The 16,668-nt window shown below is 63.6% G+C and carries 16 protein-coding genes; 9 read left to right on the top strand and 7 right to left on the bottom strand.

Going from position 1 to position 16,668, the window contains the following annotated elements; all coding sequences use genetic code 11:
• Both CQ12_RS46455 and CQ12_RS19495 read left to right on the top strand, forming a co-directional pair.
• The coding region (locus CQ12_RS46455) for an aldehyde dehydrogenase family protein (protein WP_245310008.1) at nt 1-919 on the top strand (919 nt) is incomplete at its 5' end.
• A gap of 110 nt (nt 920-1,029) precedes the next feature.
• A complete protein-coding gene (locus CQ12_RS19495) occupies nt 1,030-2,235 on the top strand; it encodes a CaiB/BaiF CoA transferase family protein (protein ID WP_057836918.1) in 1,206 nt (401 codons plus the stop codon).
• A gap of 56 nt (nt 2,236-2,291) precedes the next feature.
• Here the strand turns inward: CQ12_RS19495 and CQ12_RS19490 are convergent, their stop codons facing one another.
• Nucleotides 2,292-2,840, bottom strand: coding sequence for a TetR/AcrR family transcriptional regulator (locus CQ12_RS19490; protein WP_057836917.1), 549 nt, complete (start codon nt 2,838-2,840; stop codon nt 2,292-2,294).
• Between the two features lie 155 nt (nt 2,841-2,995).
• Here CQ12_RS19490 and CQ12_RS19485 point away from each other — a divergent pair, with 155 nt between their 5' ends.
• Nucleotides 2,996-3,643, top strand: coding sequence for a glutathione S-transferase family protein (locus tag CQ12_RS19485; protein WP_057836916.1), 648 nt, complete (start codon nt 2,996-2,998; stop codon nt 3,641-3,643).
• A gap of 24 nt (nt 3,644-3,667) precedes the next feature.
• Here the strand turns inward: CQ12_RS19485 and CQ12_RS19480 are convergent, their stop codons facing one another.
• Entirely contained in the window at nt 3,668-5,155 is a 1,488-nt protein-coding gene (locus CQ12_RS19480; protein WP_057836915.1) for a hypothetical protein, read from the bottom strand.
• A gap of 90 nt (nt 5,156-5,245) precedes the next feature.
• The gene (locus CQ12_RS19475) at nt 5,246-6,289 is read right to left on the bottom strand and encodes a hypothetical protein (protein ID WP_245310006.1); all 1,044 of its coding nucleotides are present in this window, start codon (nt 6,287-6,289) and stop codon (nt 5,246-5,248) included.
• Between the two features lie 237 nt (nt 6,290-6,526).
• Here CQ12_RS19475 and CQ12_RS19470 point away from each other — a divergent pair, with 237 nt between their 5' ends.
• The 3 genes from CQ12_RS19470 (at nt 6,527) to CQ12_RS19460 (ending at nt 8,448) form a co-directional block, all read left to right on the top strand.
• Entirely contained in the window at nt 6,527-6,901 is a 375-nt protein-coding gene (locus CQ12_RS19470) for a Crp/Fnr family transcriptional regulator (RefSeq protein ID WP_057836913.1), read from the top strand.
• Entirely contained in the window at nt 6,898-7,710 is an 813-nt protein-coding gene (locus CQ12_RS19465; RefSeq protein ID WP_057836912.1) for an MBL fold metallo-hydrolase, read from the top strand. Before CQ12_RS19470 ends, CQ12_RS19465 begins: the two co-directional genes overlap by 4 nt.
• Nucleotides 7,711-7,833: 123 nt before the next feature.
• Nucleotides 7,834-8,448, top strand: coding sequence for a glutathione S-transferase family protein (locus CQ12_RS19460; RefSeq protein ID WP_057836911.1), 615 nt, complete (start codon nt 7,834-7,836; stop codon nt 8,446-8,448).
• 249 nt (nt 8,449-8,697) lie between these two features.
• Here the strand turns inward: CQ12_RS19460 and CQ12_RS19455 are convergent, their stop codons facing one another.
• The 3 genes from CQ12_RS19455 to CQ12_RS19445 are packed head-to-tail and all read right to left on the bottom strand — an operon-like array spanning nt 8,698 to nt 10,718.
• Nucleotides 8,698-9,195 (bottom strand): TPM domain-containing protein, encoded by a 498-nt coding sequence (locus tag CQ12_RS19455; RefSeq protein ID WP_057836910.1) that lies wholly within the window; start codon nt 9,193-9,195, stop codon nt 8,698-8,700.
• A gap of 2 nt (nt 9,196-9,197) precedes the next feature.
• Nucleotides 9,198-10,100 (bottom strand): TPM domain-containing protein, encoded by a 903-nt coding sequence (locus CQ12_RS19450; RefSeq protein WP_057836909.1) that lies wholly within the window; start codon nt 10,098-10,100, stop codon nt 9,198-9,200.
• A gap of 9 nt (nt 10,101-10,109) precedes the next feature.
• Nucleotides 10,110-10,718 carry a LemA family protein gene (locus tag CQ12_RS19445; protein WP_057836908.1) on the bottom strand — a complete coding sequence of 203 codons (609 nt, stop codon included), beginning with the start codon at nt 10,716-10,718 and terminating at the stop codon, nt 10,110-10,112.
• Between the two features lie 166 nt (nt 10,719-10,884).
• Between CQ12_RS19445 and CQ12_RS19440 the strand changes: the two genes are divergently transcribed.
• From CQ12_RS19440 to CQ12_RS19430, 3 genes are read left to right on the top strand one after another with little or no spacing between them, the layout of a single operon-like run.
• On the top strand, nt 10,885-11,733 hold the full coding sequence (locus tag CQ12_RS19440) for an enoyl-CoA hydratase (protein ID WP_057836907.1): 849 nt from the start codon (nt 10,885-10,887) through the stop codon (nt 11,731-11,733).
• A 19-nt stretch (nt 11,734-11,752) separates the two neighbouring features.
• Complete coding sequence (locus CQ12_RS19435; protein ID WP_057836906.1) at nt 11,753-12,886, top strand: acyl-CoA dehydrogenase family protein; 1,134 nt, start codon at nt 11,753-11,755, stop codon at nt 12,884-12,886.
• Between the two features lie 14 nt (nt 12,887-12,900).
• Entirely contained in the window at nt 12,901-14,097 is a 1,197-nt protein-coding gene (locus CQ12_RS19430) for an acyl-CoA dehydrogenase family protein (protein WP_057836905.1), read from the top strand.
• Nucleotides 14,098-14,316: 219 nt separating this feature from the next.
• Here the strand turns inward: CQ12_RS19430 and CQ12_RS19425 are convergent, their stop codons facing one another.
• Nucleotides 14,317-16,644, bottom strand: a complete 2,328-nt coding sequence (locus CQ12_RS19425; RefSeq protein WP_057836904.1) for a xanthine dehydrogenase family protein molybdopterin-binding subunit — start codon at nt 16,642-16,644, stop codon at nt 14,317-14,319.
• Nucleotides 16,645-16,668: the final 24 nt, after the last annotated feature.

Below are 16,668 nucleotides of genomic sequence, written 5' to 3'. Positions count from 1 at the left end.
GCGACTGCTGCACGAAGCCGGCGTCCCCGCCACAGCGCTGCATCTCGTGGCAGGCGACGGCCGGATCGGCGGCGCGCTGGTGGCGCATCCCGACATCGCCGGCGTCGTCTTCACCGGATCGACCGAAGTCGCGCGCACCATCAACCGCGCGCTCGCCGCCAAGGACGGGCCGATCGTGCCGCTGATCGCCGAGACCGGCGGCATCAATGCCATGATCGTCGACGCCACCGCGCTGCCCGAACAGGTCGCCGATGACGTCGTGACCTCGGCATTCCGCTCCGCCGGCCAGCGCTGCTCGGCCCTGCGGCTATTGTTCCTGCAGGATGACGTCGCCGATCGCATGATCGAAATGATCGCGGGCGCGGCGCGCGAGCTCGTCATCGGCGATCCCGCTGATCCCGCCACGCATATCGGCCCGGTGATCGACGCCGAGGCCAAGCAGCGGCTGGATGCGCATATCGCATGCATGAAGAAGGAAGCAAAAGTGCACTTTGCGGGTCGCGCACCACAAGGCAATTACGTCGCGCCGCATATTTTCGAATTGTCCGATGCCGGCCAGCTCACGGAAGAAGTGTTCGGCCCGGTACTGCACGTCGTGCGCTACCGTGCCGACCGGTTGGACCGGGTGCTGCAAGCGGTGGAACGCTCGGGCTATGGGCTCACGCTCGGCATCCATTCCCGGATCGACGACACGGTGGAGGACGTCATCGACGCCGTTCAGGTCGGCAACATCTACGTCAATCGCAACATGATCGGCGCCGTCGTCGGCGTGCAGCCGTTCGGTGGCCACGGACTATCCGGCACCGGCCCGAAGGCCGGCGGGCCGCATTATCTGGCGCGCTTTGCGACCGAACAGACGGTTACCATCAATACCGCCGCAGCCGGCGGAAATGCAGCGCTGATGTCCGGCGGCGAGTAGTTGCATCGCTCACCCGAGATGGGTCAAATGGCACCCGAATGCCAGCCTTCGCTGGCGGTAATTCCGACCCACGAAAAACAATCAGATAAGCCACACGGAGCGGCGCCACGATGGATAAGGGTATTTTCGAAGGCCTCAAGGTTCTGGACTGCGCGAGCTTCATCGCAGCGCCTGCGGCCGCCACCGTGCTGTCGGACTTCGGCGCCGACGTAATCAAGATCGAGCCGCCCGGCGCCGGCGATCCCTATCGCAATCTGCCGAATTTGCCGGGCTACCCGCATAGCGAGCACAACTTCGCGTGGATGCTGGAAGCCCGCAACAAGCGGAGCCTCGCGCTCGATCTCTCCAAACCCGAGGGCCAGGCCGTGCTGCATCGTCTCGCCGCCCAGGCCGACGTCTTCATCACCAACTATCCGCCGCAGGTGCGCGAGCGGCTCGGCATCACCCATGACCATCTGGCGCCCCGCAACGAGCGCCTGATCTATGCGTCGTTCACCGGCTATGGCGAAAAGGGCGAGGAAGCCAACAAGCCCGGCTTCGACTCCAACGCCTACTGGGCCCGCTCCGGCCTGATGGACCTGGTGCGCGCGGATGAACACACCACGCCGGCGCGTTCGATCGCCGGCATGGGCGACCATCCCTGTGCGATGGCGTTCTACGGCGCGATCGTCACCGCACTCTACAAGCGTGAGCGCACCGGCAAGGGCTCGCATGTTAGCTCGAACCTGATGGCCAACGGCATCTGGGCGGCTTCGGTACTGGCACAGGCAAAGCTGGTCGGCGCGAAATTCGGCGAACGCCGCCCGCGCGAGCGCGCGCTGAATGCGGTGACCAATCACTACCAGTGCAAGGACGGCCGCTGGCTGATCCTCTCGCTGCTCAATGAAGACCGGCAATGGCCGACGCTGGCGCGCTGCCTCGGCCGCGAGGACCTCATTGCCGATCCGCGTTTCGAGACCAAGAAGGACCGCCATGCGCGCTCGCTCGAACTGATCAAGATCTTCGACGAGATCTTTGCGACCAAGGACCTTGCCGAATGGCGCAAGATCCTCGACGGCAATGGCCTGGTGTTTGGCGTGGTCGGCATTCTCGATGACATTCCCAACGACAAGCAGATGATCGAAAACGAAGTGCTGGTGCCGTTCGAGAACGACACCATGCTGACGATCTCCAGCCCGATCTGGGTGGATGGCAGCAAGAAGGTCCAGCCGCGCAAGCCGCCCGGCATCGGCGAGCACAGCGATGAAATTCTGCGCAATGCTGGTTACGATGACGCCGCGATCGGCAAGCTGCGCGCAGCCGGCGCGGTGGCGTGAGGAAGCACGTCACGCTGTTCTTGGCCGTCGGAAACCTCTCTCCAGCTTGAGAGAGGTTACCTCTTCGCAAGCAGATTGTTGACCAGCCCCAACAGTTCCGTCTTCGTTTCCTGCCGAAAGCTACGGCGGGGCACAGCGAGCTGCTGCAACAGAATTCCGATCAGGGTGGAGACAAACAGCTCGGCATGGCCGCGAGGGTCAGACGAGCCGGCGGCCCGCAGGGCAAGCTCCGCGCTTTGCCGCCACGTCTCAAACCATTCGGCAACGATCGATCGATGACGTTCATTTCGCGCTGACGCCAGAAACGCCTCGTAACAGGCGATATGGATCTCGGGCTGGGTCTTGAGTTCCTGTGAATACCAGGCCACCAGCGAATCTATCCAGGCTTCCGTGTCGAATGCCTTGCTTTGCAGACTGAGCGCCAGCGCACGGAGCCGGCCAACTTCGCGTGTCAGAGCAAAGCGAAGCGCTGCATCCACAAGGGCATCACGCGTTGCAAAGTGATGTGTGACCGCGCCGACCGACGCGTCAGCCTCGGTCGCGACGGCGCGATGTGTCACGCCGTCGATTCCCTTGCGGCCGATAATGCGAAGCGTCGCCTCCATCAAGGGACGCTCCCGCTGGCTTACCTTTCGTTCGATTTCCCTGGTCACGTTGACACGATTTTCGATTGAGCATAGAACAGAACTAATGTTCTGTTTAGCGTATTATATGTATCGGCCATCGGACTGGCAAGCTGTGAACCCGCAGGGAGCGCCACATGTCGATCTATCGTCTGCATTATTTCCCGGAGTCGGGAAACAGCTACAAGCTCGCACTGATGCTCACTCTGTGCGGGCAGAAATTTGAGCCGGTGTGGACCGATTTCGGCGGCGGCGTCACGCGCACGCCGGAATGGCGGCGCGACGTCAACGAGATGGGTGAAATTCCGGTGCTCGAGGTGGATGGCGAACGCCTCACCCAGACCGCACCGATCCTGCTCAAGCTGGCAAAGCAGTTCGGCCGGTTCGGTGGCGAGACCGAGCAGGAACAGTTCGAACTATTGCGCTGGCTGTTCTGGGACAACCACAAGCTCACCGGCTACATGGCCACCTACCGCTATTTCCGAACCTTCACGCCGTCGCCGGACGAGCATGTGCTGAAGCATTTCCGCAGGCGGCTCGATGATTTCCTGTCGATCCTCGAGCAGCACCTGCAGAAGAATGCATTCGCAATCGGCGACCGGCCGACGGTGGCCGACATATCGATGATGGCCTATCTGCATTATCCCGCCGACGAAACCGGCTACGATCTGGCAACGAGCCATCCAGCAATCAACGCCTGGCTCGGACGGATGGCGCAGTTGCCGGGCTGGAAATCGGCCTACGATCTGTTGCCCGGCAAGCGCCTGACGCACTATGCCAAGTGACCGATCAAGTGAGCGCGCGTAGCGCTAGCGGCTTTTGACGAAGCACATGCCGATGCGGGAAATCTTGCCGGCGGCCTGACAGGTCAGGCCCTCGGCGCAGGTCCAGTCGCGAAAACTCGCGTCATTGCTGGCGGCCGGTTTGCCCTGCGCATAGCAATGCGCGCCCCAGCCGTCGTAATGGTTGCTACCGGCGAGTTCGGTGCTGCCGCGCAATTGCGGACGGCTGGCAAAGCCGCGCGAGTAATCCGGCGGCTTGCCGTCGCGCAGGCTTGCGAGAATATCGCGGCGGCGGATCTGGTCGCCAAAGAAATGCGGTGATCCCGGCACCACGGTCGAGTTCGACGGCTTGTCCGCCATCCAGTCGACGCCGGGAAAATGAAAGCCGCCGATGCCGCGCGTCTGGTGGCAACCGGAACAGGTGACGTCATTGAGCCGCCGTTCGAACCCGGCAAGCGAGCGGATGTTCTGCAGCTTGGCGCCACCTTCTGTGGCCCTCCTCAGCGCAGCCACGACATCGGCCTCGCTGAACACGGCGCCCTCTCCTTGCACCAGCCCGAATTCCGGCTCGAGGTTCGATGGATCGAATCCGACCGGCGTCGGTGCAATCGCGCCGCTTGCGAGGAATTTTTCCGGGATCAGCACGGTGCCGCGGTCGAAGGCAACGAGGTTGGCGGGATCGAGCAGCCATGCCCTGAACTCGCGCTTGAGGCCATCGTCCGCCAGAAGGCGCGCACGGTCGACCTGGTTCTCCATCGGCGCTTCGGTGAAGAGGCGCGCGTTCCGATCGTAGCGAAACACTTTCAAGAGATAGTCGGTGCGGAAATCGCGCACTGAAGATTTCGGCGCGTGCGCAATCTGCAGATTGGTCTCGATGCGGTCGATGTTTTCGTGACGGATCAAGTCTGTTCCGCCGAGCGGCGCAGCAAGCCATCGAGCGGCGATTTCAGAACAAGTGATCGCCTCGCCCGCGCCCCTTGCCTTCAGCACGACGTTCAGCGTCATCGGCAGCCGCGGCGGCGACGCTTGGTCGCCGGCCGCCTTGTTCATCCGCGTCAGACGATAGATCAGGCGGATCTCGCCGCAGCTTGCCTCCGCGGCGTAAATGCGGTCCATGCGATTGACGATACCGGCGAGCACGAACCGCGTCTCGGCCGAATAAAGCAGCGTGCGGTCGAATAGCTGGAAATCAAACCCCTCGCCGACGCCGATCGTCTCCTTCGGCAAGCTCGCGCCGTGCCGCGCGATGTAGCGATCGAACTCGCCATCGATCGCCTGCTGAACCGGCATCATCGACGGCAAGGAGAACAACGCGCTGTTGGCGAGCGGAATATCGGCCGACCGCTCCGGCAGCAGCATGCGGTCGAGGCGAAATTTTCCGCCGCCGAGTTCGCGCAGCGCCGCCGGATCGGTGATGGCGGTGCCGCGCTCCAGGGCGGCCGTCTCGGCGGCGCGCGCCGGCAAAGCGCCGCACAGCAGGGCAAATACGAGGACAAGAAATGGCGCGCGGCTCATGCCCCAACTAACACCGCGCAAAGAGGTCTATTCAAGGAAAAAGGCGTTTCACGTCGCCGTGAAACGCCTTGCTGTTCGCGTCTCGTCCCGTCAGCGCGCGACGATCAGACCCTTGCTGGTCACGACCACCCAGCGGCCATCCTGCTTGCGAATGGCGTCGACCCTGCCGAGACCCGGCACGGGATCGCCAGCATAGACCTCGTACATGCCGCGGCGGCTCTCGATCAGGGCGCTGCCGTTGGCGACGTCGCGCAAGACCCAGCCTTCGACGGTCGGCAGCCGGGCAACCTCGGACTTGGGCGGAGCCGCGGGCGCCGGCGGTGGGGCCGCGGCAGCAACCTGTTGCGGCACCGAGCCAGTCACGTCTTTCGCGGCAGCCGAGGCGGCAGGCGCCGACGTTGCGGCAGCGGTCGCTGCGGATGCCTGCGCGGCACGGAGCTTGTCGACGGATTCGCTGAGCTTGGCGAGCTTCGCGGCAGGCTCGGCCTGCGCCTTCTCGACCTTGTCGAGGCGATCATTGGCCTTGTTGAACTGGGTCGAGCCGGCCTTGGCGGTATGTTCGAGGCTCGCCTTCAGCGCAACGATCTCGGCATCGATCCGCGCCACCGAGGCTTCGAGCGCGCTGTCCTTCACCGGGGCCGCGGCCGTTTCCTGGGCCATCAATTTCCCGATCCCGGCGGTTGCCAACGCGCCACCGAGCGCACCCGCCACCGTCGCCAGCGCCACTACAGCGGCCATCGCCCCAAACCTGCGCTTGCCGGACGATGCTTCCGCCGGCGCAGCCTTCGCCTCGGAGCCGACGCGATCGCCGGGCGACATGATCGTCACGTTGCCGGGGAAGCGCGGTGCTTCCGGCTTCACGGCGTCGATCTTGGGAGCGTCAATCTTCGGAGCATCCATCTTGAGGGCTTCAGCCTTGGGCATCTCGACCTTCGGCGCTTCCATGCCGACAGCCTCCACCTTGGGCGCGTCGGACTTGGGCGCGGTCTCTTCCTGCCCGGGTGAGAGCCTGGCCGTCTCGACCTCTGCCGCGGCCGCTACCGGCTCGCCCGTCGCAGCCGCGCCGGGGGCAGCCGGCGCGGCGTCAGGAGTTCCGGCTTCACCGCTGGTGGGCTGGGATTGCTGATCGCTCACGTTGGATTCTCCAGAATTGATTGACCATTTGGTAACTTTTATTGCTTGCCAAATCGTTACCGGCGTCGGCCTTACCGAAATTTTAGGAACTCATCCGCCCCGGCTTCGGGCCAGCATCCGCCGACCATCCCGTCCAAGCCCTTCCATGCTGCCCTGCGGCATCCGTGTTCCGTTTGCGCCGGTCTGTTTCCCGACTAACATGGAGTGACCACCAGCCAGAAAGGCAGGAGGTCCGCCATGACCATCGAAAAATGCATCAATGAGTTTGATGTAGATGACGTCATTTTTGAGGAAGGCTCGACCGGGCGGGAACTCTTCGTCGTGCTCGACGGCAAGGTCGAGATCGCCAAGATGAACGGCGCCAGCAAGACCGTGATCGTCACCCTCGGAAAGGGCGAGTTCTTCGGCGAGATGGCCGTCATCGACGGCTCGTCCCGGTCGGCAACCGCCATCGCGGCCGCGCCCCACACCCGCGTGATGCGGATCAATCACGCCCGCTTCGTCTATCTGGTGAGCCAGCAGCCGGCCTTTGCGCTGATGATCATGGATGCGCTCAGCAAGCGCCTGCGGGCCTCCAACACGGTCGCCTTCAGAACCGCGGGCGGTTCATGAGCGAGCGCAAACCGAGCCCGTTCAAGACGCTGCTCGATAGCGAGGTCTGCACGCTGATCGAGGCGGCCGAGAACGTTTACCAGATCCGGTTCAAGAACCGCGCGGCGAACGCCTATCTGGTGCACGGCAGTTCGCGCACCATCCTGATCGATGTCGGACTATCCTCGAACTTTCCGCACCTGCTGACGTGCCTCAGCCATCTCGGGGTGAAGCCCGGCGACATCGACATGTTGGTGCTGAGCCACGAGCATCTCGACCATATCGGCGCCGCCTATCACTTCCACGGCAGCGCGTTCATCGCCGCGCATCGGCTGGCCGCCAACAAGATCATGCTGCGCGACGACTTCTCGATGCTGCGCAAGATGTTCAACGAGCCGAACGTGCCGATCAATGTCGACCTCTGGCTGGAAGAAGGCAATCTGATCGACCTCGGCAATTTCCGCCTCACCGTGATGTACACGCCCGGCCACACCTCGGCCTGCATCTCGCTGTTCGATCAGGACAAGGGGTTGCTGTTCGCCTCCGATACGCTGATGCCCGGCGGCGTGATGGGCGGCGTATTCGGCTCGGGCAGCATCGCCGACTACATCCAGTCGCTGGAGCGGCTGAAGGGCCTGAACTCAAAAATCCTGCTGTCGGGCCACGGACGACTGTCCGATACGCCGCAGGACGACGTGCGAATTGCGATCCAGCGCTCGCACGCATTGCTGTCGGACACCGCGCAATTGTTCGACGCGCTCGATGCGCGGGCGAATTTCGAGCCGATCATGCAGTCGGTGCGTGATCTCAACAAGCTCGACGACAGCTAGGCCAGTTCGTCCGCGACATATTCCGCCACGCCGAATGTGTGGTCCGGCCATTTGACAAATGGCACGGTGGCCTGTTCAACGGTTTCCAACAACACTGCACAAAAACATCGGGAGAGACAGCACATGAAGTTTTACGACTCGGTCGGACCGAACCCGCGCATCGTCCGCATGTTCATGGCGGAAAAGGGCATCGAGATGCCGAAGCAGACTGTCGACCTGCGCAAGGGCGAGAACCGCGAGGCCGAGCATTTGAAGCGCAACCCGCACGGGCAGATGCCGACGCTCGAACTCGATGACGGCAACTATCTGTCCGAGATCACCGCGATCTGCGAATATCTCGAAGAGAAGCATCCTAGCCCGCCGATGATCGGGGCAACGCCGGAAGAGCGCGCCGAATGCCGGATGTGGACGCGCCGCGTCGATCTCAACATCTGCGAGCATATGGGCAACGGCTTCCGCTTCGGCGAAGGCCTCAAGTTTTTCGAGAAGCGGATTCCCTGTGCGCCCGAGGCTTCGCCCGGCCTCAAGATGATCGCTGCCAACCGCCTGCAGTGGCTCGACGGCCAGATGGCCGACGGCCGCCAATACATCTGCGGCAAGCGCTTCACGCTGGCGGACATGCTGCTCTATGGCTGGCTCGATTTCGCCGGCCAGGTCGGCCAGCCGCTCGATGCGGCGAACAGCAACATTGTGGCGTGGATGGCGCGGGTGGGCGAGCGGCCTTCGGCGAAGGCGTAACGAGGCAGTTCGTTCACCGCCCAAGAAAAAGGCCGGCGGGCGTTACGCCGCCGACCTTGTCTTGCAACTGCCGGCTCACGGGGTCCGGTTCCGCTGCTTTGCATTCCACTTGCTCTCTGCCTTGATTGGTAACAGCCGGTGCCGGCTGATGCCATCGCATGCAGGTATGGCCAGACCGTCTTGAGGTAGGCTCGCACTGTGCAAACGGATGAAGCCGACCATCCCTTGGTTTAGGCCAGTGGTAGTGCCTTACAGCACCACCGGCGTATCCGGCAGTTCATTCTTCCCGCCACCGGTCCGCGGAAAATGCGCCGACAATTCGCGGCACACGGCCTCGATGCCCTTGATCACGCCGCGTTCGAAATTCCCCGTCCGGAAATCCGCTTCCATCTCGTTGCAGATTTTCTCCCAGCCAGCGGCGCCGACTTTCGTATCGATCCCCCGATCGGCGACAATTTCGACATCGCGGTCGGCGAGCAGGAGATAGATCAGCACGCCGTTATTGTCGGCGGTGTCCCAGATCCGCAAATGCGAGAACACATCCAGCGCCCGTTCCCGCGCGGACTGATTACGAAACAGCGGCGCGCCGTCGAGCGCGCCTTCGACCACGAAGCGAACCTGTCCGGAATGGGTGGCCTCGCCCGCATTGATCGCCTGTTCGATCCTCGCCAGGAGCGCCGGCGGGAAATCGCGCCGGCGGCGCCAGTGATGCTGGAGAAGATGCCGGGTGATACGTCCGATGCTCATGGCTACCAGCTCCCCGATGCACCGCCGCCGCCGAAACTGCCGCCGCCTCCGCTGAAACCGCCACTGTCGCTATCGCTGGAGCTGGATCCGCCGGACCACGAGCCGCCACCGCCGCCCATGACCCATCCATTGTCCCTGCCGCGGCGTCCCACGCTTGGGCCCATGGCGCCCATGTTCTGGATCAGGAAAGTGACGACGAAAGCGATAAAGCCGATGAGGACTGCAGCGGCGAGCGATCCCGCAAGAAACCAGCCGAAGATCCCGACGATGCCGCCGGTTGCCGCCGCGCCGATGAACCGGCCGAGCAAGGCCCTCAACACCCCGCCGATAATGAAAGCGAAGACGAGGAAGAAGGGATTGAACGGATCGATAAACTCGGACAGGCCTGAACCCTGCCAATGCGGCGGCTCCGGCTCTGGCAATTTTTCACCGTCGGCGACCCGGACGATCCGGTTCACACCAGCAGAGACGCCCGCGGCGAAATCGCCGGCCTTGAATTTCGGCGTGATGTCTTCGTCGATGATGCGCTTCGTGGTGGCATCAGTCAGTGCGCCCTCGAGGCCGTAGCCGACCTCGATGCGCAGATGGCGGTCGTTCTTGGCGATGACGAGCAGCGCGCCGTCGTCGACCTTCTTGCGGCCGATCTTCCAGGCTTCCGCAACCCGCAACGCGAACTGCTCGATGGCCTCGCCATCCGTCGTCGGTACGATCAGCACCGCGATCTGGCTGCCCTTTCGCGTCTCCAGATTCTGTAGTGTCTGTGTCAGCGCGGCGATATCGGCGGCAGAGAGCGTGCCAGTCTGGTCGACGACGCGGCCGCTCAACGGCGGCACTGCAACGAGGGCCAGCGCCGAGGCAGCCCAGCACAGCAGCAGTGCTAGCAGAGAGGCCCTTGCCGCGCGCATTTTCGTCCGCTACTTCGCGGGCGCCGGCGTCGGGTTGAAGTCCACCTTCGGCGCCGTCGAGATCGCCTTCTCGTCCTCGACCGTGAAGTTCGGCTTCTCCTTGTAGCCGAACGCCATCGCCGTCAGATTGTTCGGAAAGGTGCGGATACCGACGTTATAATCCTGCACCGCCTTGATGTAGCGATTGCGCGCCACCGTGATGCGGTTTTCGGTACCTTCGAGCTGCGCCATCAAGTCGCGGAACAGCGCGTCCGACTTGAGCTGCGGATAGTTCTCGGTCACGACCAGCAGCCGCGACAGCGCGCTCGACAATTCGCCCTGTGCCGCCTGGAATTTCTGGAAGGCAGCAGGGTCGTTCAGCACCTCCGGCGTCGCCTGGACGCTGCCGACCTTCGCGCGGGCATTGGTGACACCGAGCAGGACGTCCTTTTCCTGCTGTGCAAAGCCCTTCACGGAATTGACGAGGTTGGGCACCAGATCAGCACGGCGCTGATACTGGTTGACCACTTCCGACCAGCCCGACTTGACCTGCTCGTCAGTGGTCTGGATCGCGTTATAGCCGCAATTGGTCAGGCTCAGGCACGACAGGGTCGCCAGTATGCTCCAAAATCTGCGCATCGAACTCTCCCCAAAGAAAAGTCCAACGCCAACATAGCACATTTGGTTGCGTCCGGTATGCAGGCGCGTGGCCGCGTCAGCCCGATTTTGCAGGCGACGGGACTTGCGTATCATTTGCCGAAATAACAACATGGCCGCCAACAAATAAGGAAAACGCGAGGGCGCCATGGAGTTCGAGACCATCGTCGTGGAGCGGCCCGAGCCGCGGATCGCGCGGATCGTGATGAACCGGCCCGAGGCCCGCAACGCCCAGAACCTGCAGATGACCTACGACCTCAATGCCGCCTTTGACCAGGCGGTGCAGGACGATGCGGTCAAGGTCATCATTCTCGCCGGCAATGGCCCGCATTTTTCGTCGGGGCACGACCTGCGGCCCGGGGCCAAGAACGACGCCGGCGTGGATTTTCCACCCGTCGGAAATTGGGGCGGATTCGCCGAGCCCAACGCCCATGGTCGCTTCGCGCGCGAGCAGGAAATCTATCTGCAGATCACGCGGCGCTGGCGCAATCTGGCAAAGCCGACGATTGCGGAAGTGCACGGCAAATGCATCGCCGGCGGCCTGATGCTGGCCTGGGCCTGCGATCTCATCGTCGCAAGCCACGATGCCGAGTTCTGCGATCCCGTCGTCACCATGGGCGTCTGCGGCGTCGAATGGTTCGTGCACCCCTGGGAGCTGGGTGCGCGCAAGGCCAAGGAATTGCTGTTCACCGCTGATGTCTGGAGCGCGGAGGAAGCGCACCGGCTCGGCATGGTCAATCACGTGGTGCCGCGGGATGAACTCTCCGACTTCGTGATGAAGCTTGCGGAACGGATTGCGGCCAAGCCTTCCTTCGCGCTGAAACTGACCAAGGAAGCCGTCAACCGCTCGGTGGACGTGATGGGACAGCCTGCGGCGATCGAGCAGGCATTCGCGCTGCATCAGCTCTGCCACGCGCACAATCTTCAGGAATTCGGAATGATCGTGGATCCAGCGGGCCTTCATCCGTCCGTCCGCAAACCCGCCCAAACAAAGTAGAAAAGCAAAAGAAGATCAGATGGACCTCACCTTGAGCGACGAGCAGCGGTTGCTGCGCGAAAGTGCCGACCGCTTTGTCAGCGAGACCTATACTGCCGATCACCGCCGAAAGATCGCGGGCGATCCGCTCGGCTTCAGCACCAATATCTGGAAGCAGTTCGCCGATCTCGGCTGGCTGGCGCTGCCGATTTCAGAAGCTCATGGCGGGCTCGGCGGCGGCGCGATCGAAATCGGCATTTTGATGGAAGCGTTCGGGCGCGGCCTGGTGTCTGAGCCTTATCTCTCTACCGTCGTGATCGGCGCATCGCTGATCTCGGAATGCGGCACGGAAGCGCAGAAGCAGGATCTGTTGCCGAAGATTGCCGACGGCTCGCTGGTTCTCGCGTTCGCGCATTCGGAACGACAGGCGCGGTTCGATCTGGCCAAGGTCGCGACATCAGCGAAGAAGACGCCTGACGGCTGGCGTCTCGATGGACACAAGACCGCCGTGCTCGATGGTAGTGCCGCCGGGCAGATCATCGTCTCGGCGCGCAACGATGACGGCAAGCTCGGGCTCTTCCTCGTGCCTCGCGGCGCAGCCGGGCTTACCTCGCGCGACTTTCCTCGTCTCGGCGGCGGCCGGGCCTGCAACCTTGATCTCAGCGGCGTGCAGCTTCCCGCCGACGCCCTGCTCGGCGACGGCAGCGACGCGCTGCCCGCGATCGAAGCCGCGGTTGACCGCGCCATGGCCGCACTTGGCGCCGAGGCCGTCGGCATCATGCAGACGCTGCTCGACCAGACGCTCGAATACACAAAAATCCGAAAGCAGTTCGGACGGCCGCTGTCCGCCAACCAGGTGATCCGCCATCGCCTCGCCGACATGGCGATGCAGTGCGACGAGGCCCGCTCGATGGCGTTGCGCGCCGCGCTGATGGCCGACGCCGAGCCGGTCGCGCGCAGCCGTGCGGCGTCAGGCGCCAAAGCCAAGATCGGCAGATGCGCACGCTTCGTCGCCGAGCAATCGGTGCAGCTTCATGGCGCCATGGGCGTCACCGAAGAGCTCGACATCGGCTCCTATTTCAAGCGGCTGCTCGCCTTCGACACGCTGTTCGGCGGCAGCGCCCATCATTATCGCCGTCACGCCGCCCTCGGCGGCCGTGCCATTCAGGCCTGACAGGAGCGCTATCCATGGATCTTACTTTCAATGCCGAAGAGCGCGCCTTCGAGAAGGAAGTCCGCGACTTCATCGCGGCCAACCTCACGCCGGAGATGAAACGCGCCACCGCGCTGACGCCGTCCGTCTTCTCCGACCCTGACATCGGCATGGCCTGGCAGCGGGCCCTGCACAGGAAGGGCTGGGGCGCTCCGGGCTGGCCGGTGGATCATGGCGGGCCGGACTGGACCCCGGCGCAACGCTGGATTTTTGAGGCCGAATGCGCGCGCGCCGGCGTGCCCAATGTGAACGTCATGGGCGTCAAGATGGTCGGCCCCGTCATCATCGGTTTCGGCTCGCCCGAGCAGAAGAACTTTTACTTGCCGCGGATTCTCTCCGGCGAAGACTACTGGTGCCAGGGCTATTCCGAGCCGGGCTCCGGCTCCGACCTCGCCTCGCTGAAAACCCGCGCCGTGCGCGACGGTGACGACTATATCATCAACGGCACCAAGATCTGGACCACGCACGCCCATCACGCCAACCGCATGTTCGCGCTGGTGCGCACCAACGAAACCGAGCGGCAGCAGGACGGCATCTCCTTCATCCTGATCGACATGAAGACCACGGGCATCACGACACGGCCGATCCTCACCATCGGTGGCGATCACGAGGTCAACCAGGTATTTTTCGACGATGTCCGCGTGCCCGTGGCCAACCGCGTCGGGGAGGAAGGCAAGGGCTGGACCTACGGAAAATACCTGCTCGAATTCGAGCGCGGCGCCGGCATCGCCTCGGCCAAGCTGCGCGACGCGCTGAAGACGATTTCGGATCTTGCCGAATCCGAAGTCACCGGCCGCGCCATCGATGATCCCGATATCGCGATGCGGATGTCGGAGATCGAGGTCGATATCGACACGCTTGAAATGACCGAGCTGCGCGTGCTCTCGGCATTGCAGACCGGACAGAATCCCGGTGCGGTGTCGTCGCTATTAAAACTGCGCAACAGCGAAATCCGACAGGCGGTGACGCGGCTCGGTGTCGACGTGATCGGCAATGACGGGCTCTATGTCGAACCGGTGCGGCCATTGTATCGGCTGAACGAGACGCCGGGAATCCCGGAGGAATTGCTGCCGGTGGTGCCGGAATATCTCAACGGCCGGGCGTACACGATCTTCGGCGGCTCGTCGGAGATCCAGCGCGACATCGTGGCGAAGATGGTGCTGGGGTTGTAGTTACGGACGCGGACGCACGGCAGCTTCTTCTTACCCTCCGCTGGAGGGTCCGAGACGAGCGAAGCTCGCTCGTAGGTCGACGCGAAGCGGCGGGGTGGGGTGACGGTCTCTCCACATCCAACAGCGCCCGAGTTGAGAGATCACCCCGCCCCGGCACGCATCTTGCGATGCGTGCCGACCCTCCCCCTCCAGGGGAGGGTAAGAGACGCCGCGCAACCTTTACTCCACCGCCGCCCTCGCATCCCGGATCGCCTGCCACACCTTGGCCGGCGTCAGCGGGGTGTTGAGCTGCTTGATGCCGAGTTCGCTCAAGGCATCCATCACGCCATTGGTGACGCAGGGCGGGCCGCCGATGGCGCCGGATTCGCCGCAGCCCTTGGCGCCGAGCGGATTGGTGCGGCAGGGCGCGGAATCATCCAGCGTCACCACAATCGGCGGAATGTCGTCGGCGCGCGGGACACAGTAGTCCTGGTAGCTCGCCGTCAATAGCTGCCCTTCCTCGCTATAGGAAACGCCCTCATAGAGTGCCTGGCCGATGCCTTGGGCAACGCCGCCATGCACCTGGCCGGTCACCAGCATCGGATTGACGGCGATGCCGACGTCATCGACCGTGGTGTAGCGCACCACCTTGCTGACGCCTGTCTCGGGATCGATCTCGACTTCGCAGATATGCGTGCCGTTCGGCCAACTCGGCCCGTCGACTTCGCCTTCGCTATCGACGGATAGCCGCGCCCCATCCTCGTTCTTCGCGATCTCGAACAGGCTGATGCGCTTGTCAGTGCCGACCACCGTCAGCCAGCCGTCGCGATATTCGATATCCCCGACCGACGTCTCCAGCACGTTGGACGCCTTCTCGCGCGCCTTCTGGATCATGTCGTTGCTCGATACCGCCACCGCCGTGCCGCCGACAAACAGCGAGCGCGAGCCGACGCTGCCGAAGCCGGTGGCGAGATCGGTATCGCCCTGCACGACATCGATCTTGTCCAGGGGGATGCCGAGCGATTCAGAGATCATCTGGCTGTAGGTGGTCTGCAGGCCCTGCCCCATCGCCATGGTGCCGGAATGCAGGATGATGCGACCCTCCGCGGTCGCGTGCAGGCTGACCTTTTCGGTGTGCGCGCGCCCGCCGGTCCATTCGATGTAGCTGGTGAGGCCGCGTCCGTAGAGCAGCCCCTTCTTCTTCGCCGCCTTCTTGCGCGCGGCAAAGCCGTCCCAGTCCGAAAGCTCCGCGGCGCGCGACAGCATGTGCGCAAAGGCGCCGGAATCGTACACTTGGCCGACGGCATTGGTGTAGGGGAGCTGTGCCGGCTTGATGTAGTTCACCTTGCGGATGGTGCGCGGGTCCATGCCGATCTGGCGCGCGGCCGCGTCCATCAGCCGCTCGACGATGAACACGGCTTCCGGCCGCCCTGCCCCGCGATAGGCGCCGACCGGTGCGGTGTTGGTCATCACCGACTTCACCTCGAAATGCACCAGCGGCAGATCGTAGACGCCGGTCTGCACGAAGGGCCCGAGCACGAGCGGAATGATGTTCGCGGTCCCCGACGAATACGCCCCGGTGCCGCCGATCGAGCGCACCCGATAGGCCAGCACGCGGCCTTTGGCGTCGAGCGCGAATTCGCCGGTCGAGGTGAGATCGCGGCCATGGGTGCCGCCGACAAACTCGTCCGTACGGTCGCCGCGCCAGCGGATCTTCTTGTTCAGCTTGGTCGCGGCGTAAGCGACGATGCCGTCTTCGGGATAGAGACTGGTCTTCTGGCCGAAGCCGCCGCCGATATCGCCGACCAGCACGCGAACGCTGTCCTTCGGCCGCTTCAGAATGGATTCCGCGAGCAGGTCGCGGGTCGAGCCGGGGGTCTGCGACTGCACGTGCAGGATCAGCCGGCCGGTCTTCTTCTCGATCTCGGCAATCGTCGAGCGCGGCTCCATCGCCGATGGCACCAGCCGCTGGCTGACCAGATCGAGCGAGACTTTATGCGCGGCATTGGCGAAGGCCTCTTCGACCTTGGCCGCGTCGCCGTAGCTCATGGCGGCCACGACGTTGTCGGGCGCCTCGGGCCACACCACGGGCGCGCCGGGCTTCACCGCCTCGACGGGATCGACCACGGAGGGCAGCACCTCATATTCAACGGTAATCGCTTCGGCCGCCGTCTGTGCCTGCACCCGCGATGTCGCGACAACGGCGGCGACGGCCTCGCCGGCATAACGCACGATTTCATGCGCAAGCAGCCGCCGCGGCGGCACCGTCATTGGCTTGCCGTCCGGCCGCTGGAAGATCGCGAGCGTCGGGAGGGTGCCGATATCGTCCTTGATCAGGTCCGCGCCGGTGTAGATGGCCGCAACGCCGGGCATCCCGGCGGCATCAGCCGTATCGATCGAGGTGATCCTGGCATGGGCATGGGGCGAGCGCAGCAAATGGAGCCACAGCGCGCCCTCCTCCGGCTTGTCGTCGATGAACTGTCCCTTCCCGGTGAGCAGTCTCTGGTCTTCCAAACGCCTGACCGGCTGGCCCGCACCAAAACGCATATTGCCGGGAAGAATGTTCATCAGTTTGTCCTTAAAGCTTCTTGT

The sequence above is a fragment of the Bradyrhizobium jicamae genome (assembly GCF_001440395.1).
Taxonomy (GTDB): domain Bacteria; phylum Pseudomonadota; class Alphaproteobacteria; order Rhizobiales; family Xanthobacteraceae; genus Bradyrhizobium; species Bradyrhizobium jicamae.
This window is presented reverse-complemented; position numbering and strand designations above follow the sequence as displayed.